This window comes from Candidatus Avedoeria danica (genome assembly GCA_016703025.1).
In the GTDB taxonomy this organism is placed as follows: Bacteria; Chloroflexota; Anaerolineae; order Epilineales; family Epilineaceae; genus Avedoeria; species Avedoeria danica.
Genome location: JADJCV010000004.1, coordinates 1072665 through 1089833, shown reverse-complemented (window position 1 = coordinate 1089833; position 17169 = coordinate 1072665). Strand labels below are relative to the sequence as shown.

6 protein-coding genes and 1 pseudogene are annotated in these 17169 nt (G+C 70.2%); 2 read left to right on the top strand and 5 right to left on the bottom strand.

Annotation, left to right across the window (positions count from 1 at the left end; translation table 11 throughout):
* The first annotated feature begins 54 nt into the window (after positions 1–54).
* Positions 55–738 carry a response regulator transcription factor gene (locus IPG72_07770; protein MBK6768891.1) on the top strand — a complete coding sequence of 228 codons (684 nt, stop codon included), beginning with the start codon at positions 55–57 and terminating at the stop codon, positions 736–738.
* 64 nt (positions 739–802) lie between these two features.
* Positions 803–2431 carry a histidine kinase gene (locus tag IPG72_07765; GenBank protein MBK6768890.1) on the top strand — a complete coding sequence of 543 codons (1629 nt, stop codon included), beginning with the start codon at positions 803–805 and terminating at the stop codon, positions 2429–2431.
* A gap of 20 nt (positions 2432–2451) precedes the next feature.
* Here the strand turns inward: IPG72_07765 and IPG72_07760 are convergent, their stop codons facing one another.
* The 5 genes and pseudogenes from IPG72_07760 to IPG72_07740 form a co-directional block, all read right to left on the bottom strand.
* Entirely contained in the window at positions 2452–4575 is a 2124-nt protein-coding gene (locus IPG72_07760) for a hypothetical protein (GenBank protein MBK6768889.1), read from the bottom strand.
* Between the two features lie 29 nt (positions 4576–4604).
* A complete protein-coding gene (locus tag IPG72_07755) occupies positions 4605–6797 on the bottom strand; it encodes a xanthine dehydrogenase family protein molybdopterin-binding subunit (protein ID MBK6768888.1) in 2193 nt (730 codons plus the stop codon).
* 234 nt (positions 6798–7031) lie between these two features.
* Positions 7032–7481, bottom strand: a pseudogene (locus IPG72_07750) ((2Fe-2S)-binding protein).
* A 181-nt stretch (positions 7482–7662) separates the two neighbouring features.
* Positions 7663–11043 carry an error-prone DNA polymerase gene (locus IPG72_07745; protein MBK6768887.1) on the bottom strand — a complete coding sequence of 1127 codons (3381 nt, stop codon included), beginning with the start codon at positions 11041–11043 and terminating at the stop codon, positions 7663–7665.
* A 177-nt stretch (positions 11044–11220) separates the two neighbouring features.
* A complete protein-coding gene (locus IPG72_07740) occupies positions 11221–17043 on the bottom strand; it encodes a right-handed parallel beta-helix repeat-containing protein (GenBank protein ID MBK6768886.1) in 5823 nt (1940 codons plus the stop codon).
* Positions 17044–17169 lie beyond the last annotated feature (126 nt).

Below are 17169 nucleotides of genomic sequence, written 5' to 3'. Positions count from 1 at the left end.
CAATGGCGGTAACGTACGGTGTGGACGGATGGAAACCGGAAGGCTGGCGGGTCCATGAGGGTCTTGCTGATCGAGGACGACGAGCGGCTGACGCGGCTCGTCGCGCGGGTGCTCGAAGAAGAGGGGTTCACCGTCGATACGGCCCATGACGGCGGCACCGGGCTCGAACTCGCGCTGCGGGGCGTCTACGACGTCGCCGTGGTGGACTGGATGCTGCCGGTGCGCGACGGGCCGTCCATCTGCCGCGCCGTTCGGGCGGCACGGCTGTCGACGGCGCTCCTCCTCCTCACCGCACGGGGCGAGGTCGAGGATCGCGTCGCCGGACTCGACAGCGGCGCGGACGACTACCTGATCAAGCCGTTTGCATTCGATGAGCTTTTGGCACGCGTCCGCGCGCTGGGGCGGCGGTTTCAAATCGCAGCGGCGGACGGGTCCGAGCTGCGGCTTGGCGACCTCGTCCTTGACCTGCGTGCCCACACGGCCCGCCGGGGCGAGCGGGCGTTGCAGCTGACGACCACCGAGTGGGCGCTCCTCGAGTTCCTCATGCGCCATCCCGGCCGGGCGCTCACCCGCCAGCAGATCCTGGACTATGTGTGGTCGTACGACAGTGGTGTACTCGCTACGCAAGTGGACGTCTACGTCTCGTACCTGCGCCGGAAGTTGAGCACCAGCCACGAGACCGACCCGATCGAAACCGTGCGCGGCGTCGGCTATCGACTGGCAGCGGACCGTGCTTAGAACGCCGATCAGAACGACACGGCCAAGGATCGCTGCAGAGGCGGATCCAGTCATCGCGCCGGTCTTGATAGGGAACCTTGGAGGGCTGCGCCTCAGACTCACGCTTCTCTACCTCGGCATCGGGCTGGCGTTCCTGCTGCTCGTTGGCGCCGGCAGCTATGGCCTGCTGCGCGGTTACTACCAGACGAGCACGGACTTGGCCCTGCAGCATCGCCTGGTGGAGGAGTTGCGCCTCCTCGGCGCCACCCCGCCGCCCGAGCTGGCCGCGGCCGACCTGGCCTGGTATGCCAGCCGCGGGCGGGTTGCGCCGCCGTTGCCGACGGCGAGGCCGCTCGAGACGGAGGACGACGAGGATGGTTCGAACGACAGCGACGACAGGAACGAGGCGGAGGATGATCGGCACGGCGACGATGAGCGGCGCGACAACGATGAGCGAAGCGGTGGAGAAGATTCGGCGGAAGACGACGAGCACGACCGTTTTGGCAGCGACGATGGGTCGGGCAATGGGACAGAGGGAGCCGAGCCGCCGCACGACGAGGCACTGGAGGAGTCATATGACAGCGAGCTGGCGGTCGTCTTCTCCCGCCACCTTGCCTCGGACGGCCAACCGCTCGACGTCCTGGGCGCCAGCCAGGGCCACCCCGCACTTCCGTCGCCGGCGAGCACCGACGCGGTAACGGGTGCGCTGGCACACGGGAGCGACTGGCGGACGGTCCGCACTTCGGACGGCACCGGCGTGCGGCTCATGACGTTTCACCTGGCGTCCGGCGACAGCGCCGGCACGGCTTTCCTGCAGCTCGGCCGCCCCTTGGACGACCAGGAGCGGGTCCTGCGCCGGCTCTTGGTCGTGCTGCTTGGCCTCGGCAGCCTCAGTGCGGTCCTGCTCGGCGCAGGCGGGTGGTGGCTGGCGGGTCGTTCGCTTCAACCGGCCGAGCGGGCCTGGCGGCAACAGCAGGCGTTCGTCGCCAACGCCAGCCACGAGCTGCGAACGCCCCTCACGCTCATCCGCGCCAGCGCCGAGGTGCTCCGGCGCAGCCTCCCGCCTGCCGGCGATCATCGGCCGCTGATCGATGACATCCTGGTGGAGTGCGACCATACGAGCCGGCTGGTGAGCGACCTGCTCCTGTTGTCCCGCATCGACAGTGGTCAGCTCGCCCTCAGCCGGGAACCCGTTGCCCTCGACGGACTCTTCTCCGATCTGGCGCGGCAGTTCGGCCGGGTGGCCGAGTCCAAGGGCGTTTCCTTCTCGGCCATCGTCGACGAGGGTCCTGCGGGCGTACCCGTCGTTGTCCTGGCCGATCGCATTCGGCTCCGGCAGGTGCTGCTCGCCCTGTTGGACAATTCCCTCAGGCACACGCCGCCCAGAGGCGGTATCCGCTTGGAGGCCCGCGCCGAAGCAGGCCGCGCGCATGGTGCCCAGGAGGGCCGAACCTCGGATCGGGCATCGGGCCACACGGCGGCCGGCACCACGGTCGTCGTCGCCGACACGGGCGAAGGCATCGCGCCAGAGGACCTGCCGAATGTGTTCGATCGCTTCTTTCGGGCGGGCCAGCGCAGTACGGGCGGCGCGGACGGCGGAGCCGGGCTGGGGTTGGCCGTGGCCAAGGCGCTTGTCGAGGCGCAGGGCGGGCGCATCGCGATCGACAGCGAGCGCGGCACCGGGACCCGGGTCGAGGTCTGGTTACCGGGATAGGCGTCCGGCGCCCACCTCGATTACCTGGCCAACCTCACACCCCACGGCAAGTACAGCTGCGGCTGCACCGCCACCGACGTTCCCTCGCCCGGCCGTGTCGGCGTGGCCGTGGCCACACGGGTCGCAGCGGCCGTGGCGGACGACGTCGGGGACGGCCCTGCTGTCGTCGGCGACGGGATCCCACTGCCGACGGTCACCCGCACCGTCCCGAGGTTGGAGTCGGTCTGATTGTCCCATGCCGCAAACGTGAACGTGTCGACACCCTGGAACCCCGGATCAGGCTGGTAGGTCGCGTGGCGGTCCGCCAGCGCCACCCGTCCGTGCTCGCCCTGGCGGACGATCCGCAGCGTGAGCGCGTCGTTGTCGGCGTCGGAGGCATCGAGGTCGATGCTGACGGGTTTGCCGACGCCGGTGGACAGCGCCGAATCGCGCACCGTCGCCGGGCGGTTGCCGCTGAGTCGCTCGGTCCGCGGACCGTTGTGACAGTTGTAGCAGCCCATCTGGTAGCCCTGCCAGGCGTTGATCGTTTGCCCCTCGGCCGTGAAACGACGGTCGCCCCACGTGCGCGACAGCACCGTGCCGCGGTCGTCGGCGCCGTGGCACGACTGGCACGCGGCCAGGTTCTGCCTGGCCGGCTCGGCATGCCGTCGCGCCCACTCCTGGCTCACCGGGTGCATGTTGTGCGGCCCGCCGGTCACGGTGTTCAGCGTGCCGCTGTGGCAGGCCGTGCAGTCGCCAATCGAGCCGCCATGTCCCTGGATCTGAACGGGCTGCACGTTGTCGTTGCCACTGCGGCTGGGGTACTCGGCGTGGGGGCTGCCGTGGCACGCCGCGCACGCCAGGCCGCCGTGGCCGGTGGACTCGCGGTAGAGCGATAGACCCGCCGACGGCTTGTCGACGTTCGTGGCGAAGATCGGATCGGCTGCCGATCGCACCTTGCCGCTCGCGTCGAAGGCCGTCGTGTAGCGCAGCTCGCCCGCGTTCTTGAGCGCATGTCCGGTGTGGCAGCTCTGACAGTTCGGCACGTCCTGCCAACCCTTGCGGTCCCGACTGCCGAGGACCTGCATGTTCCCGTGACAGCTTTGGCACTGCATCGCCGGCTGTCCGTCTGCGGCAACCGCATGGCCCATCGCGCCGCGCAAATGCTGTGTCGCCACGCCGGCGTGGCAGGTGTAGCACGCCGCCCGGTCGGTGGCGACGTTCAGCGACCGACTCGTCGCCGGGTCGATGACGGTCGCGTGGCGGTGGTGCATCGCCCGCGTCAGCGCCGTGGTGTCGGTCCGCCCGGGCGCCGAGGTCGTGCCGCCGGCATGGCAGGCCGTGCACAGGATCGGGCGGCCGGCCGTCACCACGGTGTCGTACAGCCCGTTGGGCAGGTAGCCGTTGGCGGCAAGGCCGGCCACGTACACGGCGTCGCCCCGATGGCGGTCGTCGTGGCGGCGCAGGACGTTGAGGCGGTAATCGCGCTCCGGGTCCGGATCGTTCACCCAGCCGTCCTCGGGCCGCGCCGCGCCGACGGTGTTCGATCCGTGGCAGCTCTTGCAGCTCGTCTCGTCCGACACGGGCAGCACGACGTCGGCGGTGGCCAACACGGTGTTGCCGGCATCGCGCGCCGTGACGCGCATCATGGGGTAGGCGTTGGGCCGCCCAGCGTCGTCGCGGGGCGTGATCGGAATGCCGGTGGCCGACCAGCCGCCGTGCGCCGCATCGATCGCCATAGGCTGCGGGGCATTCGCGGCGCCGGGCATCGCTTGGCCGCCGAGGCCGCGGTCCGGGGCCGGATCCCGGCCGAACAGCGCCTTGGCGGTCGCCCAGAAGTCGGACTTGCCGATGGACGTCGCATTCGTCGAGCCGGACGGATCGGCCACCGCCTGATACGTCAGGTGGACGGCGCCGGCCTCGGGCCTGACGCGCTTGCCGTTCGCGTCGACGAGTTGTGCGCGCAGGTTGTTGCCGAGCGGCTCGACGCCATAGACGGCGTAGTTGGCCTCGATCTCGTGCATGCCGAGATCGTTCCAGGCCATGAGCCGGGCCTGGGCGGCGCCGGCACTTGGCTGGATGGCGGTTACCAGCGCGTATGCCAGCGCGCCGGCGACGGACGACAGTGCGAGCGGGGTCCGGAAGCGGAAGGGCCTTGGTCGCATGGGGCGGGACCTCGAAGGCGCGGCAGCGATCAGCGGTTCTTCAGCTGCGGCAAGTAGATCCGGTGTTCATCCACTCCGATGGTGGGCGCCGCCGTCGGAACGGCCGTCGGGTGGGGCTCCGGCGTCGCGGGCGGCGTCCAGCCGGCCAGGTCGGCTGCGCGGATCGGCAGATGTCTCACGCGCCGTCCCGTGGCGGCGAAGACCGCGTTGGCCACGGCCGGTGCCGCCGCCGGGACGCCGACCTCGCCGAGGCCGGTCGGCGCCTCCTGGCTGTCGATCATGTGGACGTCGATGACCGGCACGTCCGGCATCCGCATCCACTTGTAGTCGTTGTAGTGCGCCTGCTGTACCTGTCCGCCGGAAAGGGTGATCGTGGCCATCAGCGCCGTGGATAGGCCGTCGATCACGCCACCCTGCACCTGGGCCTCGGCGCTCAACGGGTTGACGACCCGGCCGCAGTCGACCGCCGCCGTCACGCGCCGCACGCTGACGACGCCATCGTGGGTCACGTGCACGTGCGCGACCACAGCTGCGAACGCACCGAAGTCATCCACGAGCGCGATGCCGCGGCCCTCGCCGGCCGGCAGCGGCTGGCCCCAGCCGGACTCGGCCACCGCCCGCTCGAGCACGCCCGCCAGCCGGTCGTGGTCCAGCAGCGCGCGCCGCAGCGCCACGGGGTCCTGGTCGGTGGCGAATGCCACCTCATCCAGGAAGCACTCGTTGCTGAACACGAGCTGCGTCAGGCCGACCGCGCGCCAGAAGCCGGACGGAACGGCCAGTCGGGCCGCGGCCAATTGGATGTCAGGCGTCGGCACGGTGTACAACGGCCGCACCTGTTGCGGGCTCGTGTTGCCGCCGCCGTTGATCGCCAACACGGCGGAATGCTGCCAAGCCTTGATCTCACCGCGATCGTCGATGGCCGCCCGAAGCTGGTGCATGCTGGCCGGGCGATAGAGGTCGTGCTGCATGTCGTCGGCGCGCGTCCACGTGAGCAGGACGGGCGCGCCGACCGCCTTGGCCACGAGCGCCGCCTCGATGCCGAAGTCCGATGCGGCGCGGCGCCCGAACCCGCCCCCCATGAGCGTGACGTTGACCGTCACCGTGCTCGTTGCCTGACCGAGCGCCTCGGCGACGGCCTTCTGGAGACCGCCCGGGTCCTGCGTCGGCGCCCAAAGCTCGCAGCGGCCTGCCGCGACCTCGGCCACGCAGTTCATCGGTTCCATCGTGGCGTGGGCGAGGTACGGCAGGTCGAAACGGGCCTCGAGTTGCTGGGCGGCGTCCGTGGGCAGGTCGGCCAGCGGTTTGAGCGCCGCGGCGAGCGCGGTGCGCACGCCGTCGTCATCGAGCTGGGCATTCGGGCCGGCGTCGAGCGTGAGCTTCAGCGCGTCCCGGCCTTGGAGCGCCGCCCACGTCGTGTCGGCCACGATTGCGACGCCGCTCGGGATCGTCACGACGTGCTTCACGCCGGGCACGGCGCGGGCCGCCGTGTCGTCGACGGCGCTGAAAGTGCCGCCGAACACGGGTGGGCGCGCCACGACGGCGTGGAGCATGCCCGGTCGGCGGACGTCCATGCCGTAGATCGCCGTGCCATCCACCACGGCCGCGTTGTCGACGCGCAGCATCGGCGTTCCGACGATGCGGAACTGGCTGGGATCCTTGAGCGCCACCGTGGCGGGAGGGGGCACGGGCTGCGCGGCGGCCAACGCGGCCAGCGAACCGTACGTCATGCGGCGTCCGGAGGCCGGGTGGAGGACGGCGCCGGCCTCGGTCCGGCAGTCGGCCGCGGTCACGCCCCACGACTCGGCGGCGGCGTTCACGAGCATCGCGCGCGCCGTCGCGCCGGCCTTGCGCAGCGTGTCCCACATCGTGCGCGTGCTCATGCTGCCGACCGTCAGCTGGCTGCCGTACTTGGCCGCGTCGGCCTGGCCCTGGGCGATCTGGACCCGCCCCCAGTCGGCGTCGAGTTCCTCGGCGACGATCATCGCCATCGAGGTCCGGACGCCCTGGCCCATCTCGCTCCGGCTGACCGTGATCGTCACGTGATCGTCGGGCGCCACCTGGATCCAGGCCGAGAGCGGCAGCGGGGTGTCGTCGGCCAAGGCAGCGGCGGAGGCGGCCCTGCGCCGCGAGACGTTCTTGAACGAGGGCCGCAGATCGAGGCCGCCCATGACGATCGCGAGCTGGAACGCGACGCCGGTCTTGATCACGGCGCGGCGCGTCATGTCCGTCGGGCGATCGTTCGAGTGGCCGTCGCACGTACCGTCACACGGTCCGTCGCCGGCGCACGGCGACGCGGAGTGGTCGACGACGACATTGTCCGAAGGAGCGATGCCACCCGGCGCGTCGCGATCGGCCAACGCCCCGTCGCCGTGCGTGCGGCCGGTGAGGACGGCGCCCGCGAGCGCCCCGGAGGCGAGCGCCATCGGGACGTCGACGCCGTGGCGGTGGCCGCCGGCGTCGGCGGCGTGGTGGATGGCGGCCCGGATGCGCTGATAGGTCCCGCAGCGGCAGATGTTGTCGACCATCGCGCCGTCGATGTCGGCATCCGTTGGGCTGGGCTTGCGGCTGAGCAGTGCGGCGGCCTGCATGATCTGGCCGGGCTGGCAGTACCCGCACTGTGGGACGTCGAGCGCCTGCCACGCTTCCTGCAGCGGGTGTGTCCCGTCCGGCGAGAGACCCTCGATCGTCGTGATCTTCGTCCCGTCGGCGCGCTCGGCGCTGAAGTGGCAGGACTGCTCCTTGTGGCCGTTCACGTGCACGACGCACGAGCCGCACACGCCGACGCCGCAGCCGTACTTCGTGCCGGTGAGGTTGAGCACGTCCCGCAGCACCCACAGCAGCGGCATGTCGGGCGGCACGTCGACAGTGTGCGCTCGGCCGTTGATCTCGAGTTGAATCGTGGCCATCACGGTCCTCCGGTGATCGCTCGCGTCGCGAGCCGTTGTCGCAGGCGGTACGGTAGTCGCCCGCGATGGAGATATCAACCCCGGACGGCGGCAAAGGGTCACCGGTGCCGGCATTCACACGTCCGTCGCCCAAACGATGACCCCGCGGGACCGCGCATCGTCCACGATCGGCGGGCGCCCATCATGCAGGCGCGCCGTCTTCCCCCCACACCACCGCCTCCACCCGCTCGACGATCAGATGCGCCACCCCCCCATCCTGCTGCACCCGCCCCGACGCGAGGACCACCGGCGAGCGCCGGAACACGTGCCGGTGCGCCTCGAACACGTCCGTGTACAACACCAGGTTCGCGAACCCGGTCTCGTCCTCGATCGTCACGAAGACGATGCCCTTGGCCGTCTGCGGCCGCTGGAGGACTTCCAGCCGCCCGCCGATCCTGATCGGCGCGCCGTGGATACCGTCGGCCAGCGCGCTGCACGGCACGCAGCCGGCGTCGGCGAGGGCGGGGCGGAGGACGGAGAGGATGTGCGCGCCCTGCGCCAACCCGAGCAGCTTGTAGTCGGCGATCACCGCCTCCATGTGCGTCGTCTGCGGCAGCCCGATGTGGCGCACGTTGGGCTCGATCGCCAGCTCCGCCGGGTCCCAGCGCATGTCGCCCAGCGCCCAGAGCAACTCTCGCCGCTCGACGCCCCAGCCGTCACACGCCCCGGCCTGCACGAGCCGCTCCGTCACGTCGCGCGGCGGCCGGACCCGCTGCACGAAGTCCCACAGGCTGGCGAACGGCCCGCCGTCGTCGCGCGCCTGCACGATCCGGTGCGCGACGGCGTCGGGCATGCCGCGGAGGCGGGCGAGCGGGACGCGCAGGCCGGCGGCATCATGGGGCGCAGCAGGCCCCCTCCCCCGGTTCGCTGCGCTCGCCGACCCCTCCCGCGATTCTGGGGGAGGGGAACCTTCGACCGCCCATCGCACCCCCGACCGATTCACATCCAACGCCCACACCGCCATCCCGTGCCGCTTGGCATCCTCGATCACCGCCTCGACGGTGTAGAACCCCATCGGCTGGGCGTTCAGCAGCGAGCAGGCGTACTCCAGGGGATGGTGGCACTTCAGCCACGCCGTCACCCACGTGAGGCGGGCGAAGGCCGCCGCGTGGCTCTTGCAGAAGCCGTAGCTGGCGAAGCCGAGCAGGTGGTCGAAGATCGTGTCCGCCACCTGCGCCGCGATACCGCGCCCCTCGGCGCCCGCCACGAACTGGGCGCGCCAGCGCTCCATCGCCTGCCGCGAGCGCTTGCGGCTCATCGACCGCCGCAGTCCGTCCGCCTCGGCGCCGCTGAAGCCGGCGACGACCATCGCCACCTGCAGCACCTGCTCCTGGAAGACCAGGATCCCGAGCGTCTCCTTCAGCACCCCCTCCAGCGACGGGTGCCAGTAGCTCACGTCCTCGCTCCCGTCCCGCCGCCGCAAATACGCCTTCGACATCCCGCCCTGCACTGGCCCCGGCCGGATCAGCGCCACCTCGATGATCAGGTCCTCGATCCGCTCCGGCCGGAGCCGCGGCAGCAGCGCGAGCTGTGCCCGGCTCTCGACCTGGAAGCACCCGATCGCATCCGCTGAGCGCAGCATCTCCCACGTGGCCGGATCGTCGTCGGGGATGGCGTCCAGGAAGGCGGCAAGGTTCTCGCCGCCCCATCCCTGATCCTTCTCCTCCCCCAACCTGTCCGGCGGGGTCCCCGCCGCACCGTAGGTGCGGTGGGGTTCGGGAGGGGGGAGGGGGGCGACGGCCCGCACACACTCCGCCACCAGCCCCAATGTCCGCAAGCCCAACACGTCGATCTTGATCAACCCAACATCCTCGACATCGTCCTTGTCCCACTGCACCACCACCCGCCCCGCCATGCTCGCCGGCTCGAGCGGCACGAGCGCGTCCAGCGGGGACGCCGTGACGATCATCCCGCCCACATGGATCCCGAGGTGCCGCGGGTAGCCGTCGAGCGCCCGGCACGTCTCGACGAGCAGCCGCCACGGCAGGTGGTCGAGGTGCGCGCGGAACGTCTCGACCTCCGCCAGGTCGATCCCGACGTCGGATGCCTGGCGGGTGTGCAGGTGTCGCCGTACCTTCGTGAGCAGCTCGGCGGGAAACCCGAGCGCGCGCCCGACGTCCGCCACCGCCGACCGCGCGCCGAACGTGATCACGTTGGCCACCATCGCCGTCCGCTCGGCGCCGTACTTGGCGTAGACGTACTGGATCACCTCCTCGCGCCGATCGGCGGCGAAGTCGACGTCGATGTCCGGCGTGCTCGTCTGGCCATCGGCCAGGAAGCGCTCGAACAGCAGGCCGTGCGCCAGCGGGTCGACGGGCGTGATCCCAAGCGTGTAGGCGGTGATGCTGCCGGCTGCCGAGCCGCGGCCCTGGCAAAGGATCCCACGCGCCCGCGCCTCACGGACGATGTCGTGCACCACGAGGAAGTAGTCGGCCAGTCCGTTGCGGTTGATGACGGCCAGCTCCTTGGCCAGCTGTGCTTCGGCTGCGGCCGCGTCCCCCGCGTAGCGCGCCGCCAGTCCGACCGCGCACAAGGTGCGCAGATGGTCGGGCGCCGCCACCCCGCCCGGCGTCGGGAACGTCGGCAGCCGAAAGGCGGTGTGGTCCGGCGTGAAATCGCAGCGCTCGGCGACGCGCAAGGTGTTCGCGACGGCGTCGGGTCGATCGCGAAAGAGATCTGCCATCTCGTCCGGCGCCTTGAGCCAGCGCTGCGCCGAGGCATACAGCATGGCCCCGGCGCCGTCGAGCGCCACGTGCTCGCGCACGCAGCTGAGGACGTGCTGCAGCCGGAAGCCGTCCGGTGCGGCGTAGTGGACGTTGTTCGTGCAGATGACCGGCCGCCGGATGTGCTCGGCCAACGCCAGCAGCGTCGCGTTCCGCCGGACATCGCCGGCCTCGCGGTGTCGCTGCAACTCGACATAAAGCGCGCCTTCACCGAACACCGCGCACAGCGCTCGCGCCGCCCGCAGCGTCGTGTCCTTGTCGCCGCGCCGCGCCGCAGCGGCAAGGACGCCGTCTCGGCAGCCCGTCAGGCAGATGAGGCCCTCGGCCTGCGCCGCCAGCATCGGCCACGTCACGGGGCGATCCCGCTTGGCGCCGACCCGCCCCGCCGCCGACAGCAGCCGGCAAAGGCTCGCCCACCCGACCGCGTTCTCCACCAACAACGTCAGGTGGCCGCCCGGCAGGCTCCCGCCGTCGTCCGGCAAACGCCCCTCGCCGCTCGCGCCCCCGTGTAGGGGCGAGGCATGCCTGGCCCTCGACGCCCACCCCGCGCCATCGCCCTCCGCGTCGCCACGTCGTGCGCTGCCTGCCCAAGGCGCCACCGTGATCTCCGCCCCGTAGATCGCCTTGATCCCGACGTCACGGCACGCATTGCGGAACTTCACGGCCCCGTACAGCCCTTGGTGGTCCGTCAGCGCCAACGCCGGCATCCCGAGCGCCGCCGCGCGCGCCGCTAGCGCCTCCGGCGGGCTCGCGCCATCGAGGAACGAGTAGTTCGAATGGGCGTGCAGTTCGATGTACACCGGTCGACCGTCGGCAGATGGGGGGCGACGTGGACGCGGCTGGGTGGAGGGTGACGATTGTACCAGAACGGATGTTCGATCACATCACCCGGCAAAAACGCCCCTCGGTCGCCGAAGCGGCCGAGGGGCGTTTTGGGTCGCGTCACATCACACGTTCATCCGATCATCCGAATCGCCCTACCGCAGCTGCGCCCCGCGGGACGTGTGCGGCAGGTAGATGAGCTTCCCGCCCGAGAGCGGGACGTCGATGACGAAGCTGCCGTCGAGGACGATGAACGCCTCGCTCTGGAAGGGCGCAAGGCCGCCGCTGGCGCCACTGCGCACGACGAGGACGCGGTACTCACCCGGCGGCAGGCTGAAGAAGCCGAAGCGGCCGTCGCTGTCCGTGGACTGCGGGTTGTTCTGGCCGGTGCGGCTGGCATCCCACGAGACGAACTCGCCGGACTCAGGATCACGCTGCAGGAGCGTGACCGTGGCGCCGGCCAGCAGCGGCTCGCCGACATCGTAGCGCTCGTTGTTGCTGCCGCCCGGACGGACGGAAATGTCGTCCAGGTACCAGCCTTCGGACACCAGGTTGTCGGCGTTCGACTTCATCGCGAAGCGCAGCTCGAACCGGCTCGAGCGCGCGAACGTGTCGAGCGGGATCGCGACGCCGGTCCAGTTGTTGTTCGAGCCCTTGTCGATCTTCCAGCCGTCCGGGTCGGTGACGCTCTTGCCGAGCGTGACCCACGGGTCGGCCGACGACGCCCGGCCTTCGATCGTGATCGAATCGCCGGTCGCCAGGTAGAACTGATGCTGGAACGTCAGGACCGGCGACGGGATGCTCGCGAGGTCGATCGGGTTCAGGAACGACATAACGTACTCGGCGCTCCGGGCATACGGCCGCGGCTTGCCCTCCGCGTCAACGCCCGGCGAAGTGGCCGCGCTCCACCGACCCGCGCCGAACGGCTTGACGTCCGATCGCACGAACGCGCCCATCCGCAGCGTGTTGGACAGGACGGTCGGGTCCTCGAAGTCGATCGTGAACAGCGGATCGCCCGGGGCGCCGGTGTCGGCGAAGACCCGGCCAAGGCCGCCGAAGTAGACGAAGCCTTGGCAGAACGCGCCGCCCTGGCCGTTGATCCGGATCGTGAACATGCCGGGCGCCGGCTGGAACGGGTCGGTGCGCCAGCCATTCGCGCGCGCCGTGAACGGGACGGCCGGGCGGCCCGGCTGGACGAACTCGACCGCGGTCGGGCTGCCGCGGACCTCGACCTGGACGGTGACCATCGTCGACGGCGGCAGCGTGACGCGGCCGCTCGACGCGCCGCCGCACGGCGTGGCGCAGCCCGTCGCGTCGCGCAGCGGCTGGACCTGCGTACCGTACTGGAAGACGATCGTCGCCGGATCGATGTCCGGCACCGGATCGACGCGCACGACGCGGAAGCCCATCCGCGGGCTCTTCAGGCTCTGCGCTTGCGGCGGGACGGCCGAATTGTCGACCGTGCCGATCGTCTCGACCGACAGGTCGTGAACGCCCGCCGAGAGCGAGAGTTCGGTGCGGAAGTTGCCGGCGCTGTCGGCCGTGATCGGCACGTCGAGCTTCGTGTCCGTGTCGTAGAGCACGACCTGCGCGCCCGGGCCGGCGTGGCCGGCAACGGCGACCGTCGTCTTGTTCGTATAGCCGCAGCGCGGCAGGTCGAGCATCGGCACCGGCGGCGGCGAGGCCTTGAGGTAGGGATCCCAGTCGACGAACTCCGAGACCTCCGCGCCCTTGGCGCCGGGGTTCGTGAGCTTGCAGCGGTCCGTCGCCCCATCGGACTTGTTGTCCAGCGGGCCGGTCACATCGCCCCACCAATTGTTCTGGGCATCGACGCAGTTCGACTGCGTCACGTTCTCGACCGCCTTGACGCGCACACCGAAGAAGTTGTTGAAGTTGATCCGCGGCAGCTTGTGGTTCACCAGGATGCCGTTCGGGAAGTCGGCGATCCGGTTGTACTGGATCGTCATCTCCCCTTCGCCCGTCAAGCGCATCGCGTAGCCGGACCCGCTCTCCTTCGTGCTGGCGATGAGGTTGCCGGAGATCACGGGGGCCGGCACGTTGCCCGCGTCGGAGCCGACGGTGATCGCCGATGCGTTCGAGCGCAGCAGCTGGTTGTACGCCACCTGGATCGGCGTGCCCTGGCCCTCGCTCTTGATGTCCACCGCCCCGATCGAGCCGACGCCGGCCAGCGCCACGACGCTGTGCTTCAGGCTGCCGCGCGCCGTGCCCTCGAAGCTCAGGCCCGACCACGAACGCAGTCGCGGGTCCGAGAGATCGGATGTGAAGTAGGCGCCGCCGACCTCGAAGCGGCCGGCGCGGGCCTTGATCCCGGCGCTTGGCGCGAACCGGAGCAGCAGGCCCGGATCGATCTTGAGATCGGGGTTGCCGCCGCCCTGCGGGTTCGTCACGAGCGACACGTTGCGCGTGATGTCGCGCGGCAGGTCGGCCGCCCAGACCTGGGCGTTCGATACGGTGTCGACGGTGAAGAGCATCCCGTCCGCCACGTTGCCGACGGAGACGTTGTCCTTGGTGGTGATGATGCCCGTCGAGCTCAGGATGACCGGCCGCTCGTTGTCGGTGAAGACGTTCGACTGGAGCTGCCCGGCCGTCGCGCCCGTCATCGTGAGGCCGGCGCCGCCGTTGTGGTGGAGGTAGTTGCCGGTCACGACCATCGTGCGGACGTTGTTCAACGTGATCCCGTTGCTGTTCGACCACGCGATCTCGGAGTTCTCGATCTTCGTGCTGTTCGCGCTGCTCTCGAAGGCGGCCGGTCCCTGGCCGCCGTAGAGCAACAGGACGTGCGACAGGACGACGCTGTTGTTCGTGCCGGCGCCGACGAGGATGCCCTTCCAGTCGCCCGGTTCGACGTCCTGGTCGAGCGAGTCCGTGTCGCAGCCGGTCAGGACGGTCGCGCTGCAGCGGTCGTCGCGGATCGACGTGAACACGATCGGGCGCTCGGCGGTGCCCTCGAGCATCAGCGCGCCGATGCGGAGCGTCAGCCCCTTGTCGGTCAACGACTTGACGACGGTGCCCGGCTGGATCTGGAGGTTGCCGCCCGATTCGATCGAGACCTCGTCGGTGACGTAGATCATGTCGTCGGCGTACCACGTCCGCTTCGTCTTCACCGTGCCGGCGATCAGGATGCCGTTGATCCGATTGTCGGTGACGGTGTTGTCGCCGATCTCGATCTGGGCGTTCGCGTCCGCCGAGACGGCGATGCCGCAGTTCCGAATCGTGTTGTTCTTGACGGTGGCCGTCAGGTTCGTGACCGTCCGTGCCAGCACCGCCGCGCCGCCGATCCGCTCGATCGTCGTCTCGGTGACGCTCACGCCGTCCGCGTCGTCGATGTAGATCCCGGCGTTCGCGCCGTCGGAGATCGTCACGTTGACGATCCGGACGTTGTCCTGCTGCACGCGCACCGCCGCCGGCGGGTTGCCGCCGCTGGCGTGGCGCAGCTCGACGTGCTCCAGCGTGCCGCTGCGGACGGTGCCGGGCCGTGTGAACTCGAGCCCGCCCCAGTCGCGGTTGCCCGGCGGGCCCGATCCGTCGACGGACACGCCGCCGACCGTGCTGTCGGCCACCGACGTGAAGACGATCTTGGCATCCGGCCGCCCGACGGCGACGAGCGTGCCGCGGCTCGTCGAGATCGAACCGAGCGGCGTGAACTTCAGGATGACGCCCGGCTCGATCGTGAGGACGGCTTGGTTCATGACGTCGACGCGCGTGTTGATGATGAACGGCATGTCGGTCGAGCGGCGCCACGTCGTCGAAGACTGGGCGTTGCCGCTGATCAGGATGCCGTTCAGTTGCCGGAAGGCGCCGTTCGGCGTGTAACCCGGCGGCATCTGGGTCGAGTTCCCCGAGAGGTCGACCTCGACGTTCGCGTCGATCTCGATCGCGCCGCCGTTGTTGTCGTAGATCATGTTGTCCTTGATGGACACCCGGATCTCGCGGTCGGCGCCGACGATGCGGATCGCACTCTTGGCGTTCCCGCGGATCGTGTTCCGCTCGATCCGCGGCTGGACCCCGTTGATCGCGATGCCGCTGATCAGGCTGTAGGCGAACTCGCTGTCCGTGACGATGCTGTTCGAGTGGTCGATCTCGAGCATGCCGAAGCGGGCACCGCTGCCGCCGCCGTACCTGACGACGGCGTTCGTCATCCGGAACTCCTGCGCCAGCCGGCCGACATGGACCCACGTCCAGTCGCCGCTCTGGGGCTCAGAGCCGCCCTCGTCGCTGTTCGTGTCGCAGCCGGACGTCGTGTCGCCCGCGGCGCAGGCGTCGTCGTGGACCGAGGTGATCAGCACCTTCTTGGTCGGATCGCTCCCGCCGACGACGAGCCGGCCGCGCTCGATCTCGAGCGTGCCCTGGCCCCGCGCCGTGCCGAGCGCCCCCATCTTCAGGACGACACCGGGCTGAATCGTCAGCGTCGCCGCCGAGTCGACGAGCCGGAGCGACGCCGGGATGACGAACGGCAGGTCACCGGCGCGCCACGTGTGGCTCTTCTTGGCCTCGCCCTGGTTGACGATGTAGCCCTTCACGCCGTCGCCGGTGGCCGTGTTCCCACCGTTCAGCAGCTCGACGTCGGGCGACATGCGGACCGTGAACGCGTTGTCCTCGAACGTCGACGACTGCAGGCTGACCGTGATCGGAACCGTCAGCGAGTCGAGGTCGACCGCCGAGCCGAGGTTGTTCGCGAAATGGCTGTTCGAGACCGTCATGTAGTTGCCGGCCGCCGTCTTCGTTCCGTTGAACAGCCGCAGCGCGACGCCGTTCGAGTACTCGATGGCGACGTGATCCAGCACCGCACCCGGCGAGCGGATGAGGAGCGACTCACTGCTGCCGTAGCGGAGCGTGACGTGCTTGATCGATGCGACGCCGCCCGTGTCCTCGACCTCGATCCGCTGCCATGCGCCCGGCCGCGGCTCCTTGGCATCGTTGTCCGTGTCGCAGCTGATGCGGGGTGTCGGGTTGCCGGCGAACAGGCAGGCGCTGTCGTCGGCGTCCGTCGTCGCGATGATCGGCTGCGCCTCGCTGCCCTCGGCGACGAGCCGCGCCGCGCTGCGGACGCGCAGGTTGGCCGTCGGGCTGCTGAACTTCAGGATCGTGTTCGGCTCGATCGTCAGATCCTTGGAGTGGACGACGCTGCCCGTGAACACGTACGGCAGGTCTCCGCCGCGCAGGATCATCGGCCGATCGACGCTGCCGCCCGGGACGACGATGCCGTTCACATCGTTGCCGGTGGCCGAGTTGTTGAGAAGCGTCCACTGCATCGCGGCGCCGCCCTGCACGGCCGCGCCTTGGTTCCCTTCGAACGTGACGCCGTCGAGCGTCATGTCGCTGAGCCCGACGCCGCTCGGCGCCTGCGCGTCGAGGCCGAGCTTGGTCTGGCCCGTGATCCGGGTGTTGCGGATCGTGCCGCCGCCGCGCCGGGCGACGACGCCGCTGCCGTCGCCTTCGGCGATCGTGCTGTTCTCGATCGAGACCGCGCCCTCGCTCTCGATCGCCGCGGCGCCGCCTTGGCCGGTGTGCCGGATCTCGAGGCCCTTGAATGTGGCCGTGCCCTTGTTCTGGATGCGGATCCCTTGCCAGTCGCCGCGGTTCTTCACCTGCGCGGCGGAGCGCAGCACGACGTCGCCCGCGTTGTTGCCGGCGACGATCAACCGTCCGGTCACCTGGAGGTTCGTGTCGTCACCGAACTCGATCGTCGTGCCCGCCGAGAGGGTCAGTGTGGCCACGTCCTTCACGCGCAGGGCGCAGTTCGGCGCCACGTACGCGCCCGGGGCAAGCGTCACGGAACGCGTGAACTCACCGCGGGCCGTGATCGGGTTGCCGGCCGCACACAGGTCGATCGGACCCTGCGCGGCGCGGCGGGTGGGGGCGGCCAGCGCCGGTGCCGCGAAGGCCGCAGCCAACACCGTCGCCAGCGCGATGGCGGAGAAGTGGGCGCGGCGGCGCAGTGAGGGGTGATGGGCCATGGACGGTGACTCCCTTTGTCGGTGTCCCAAGATGGGTCGGCGTGCTCGAGGCGGGTCCCGGTTCGGATGAGGACGGTCGGATGAGGACGGATCGGATTCGGACGGATCGGATGATGACCGTGCGGA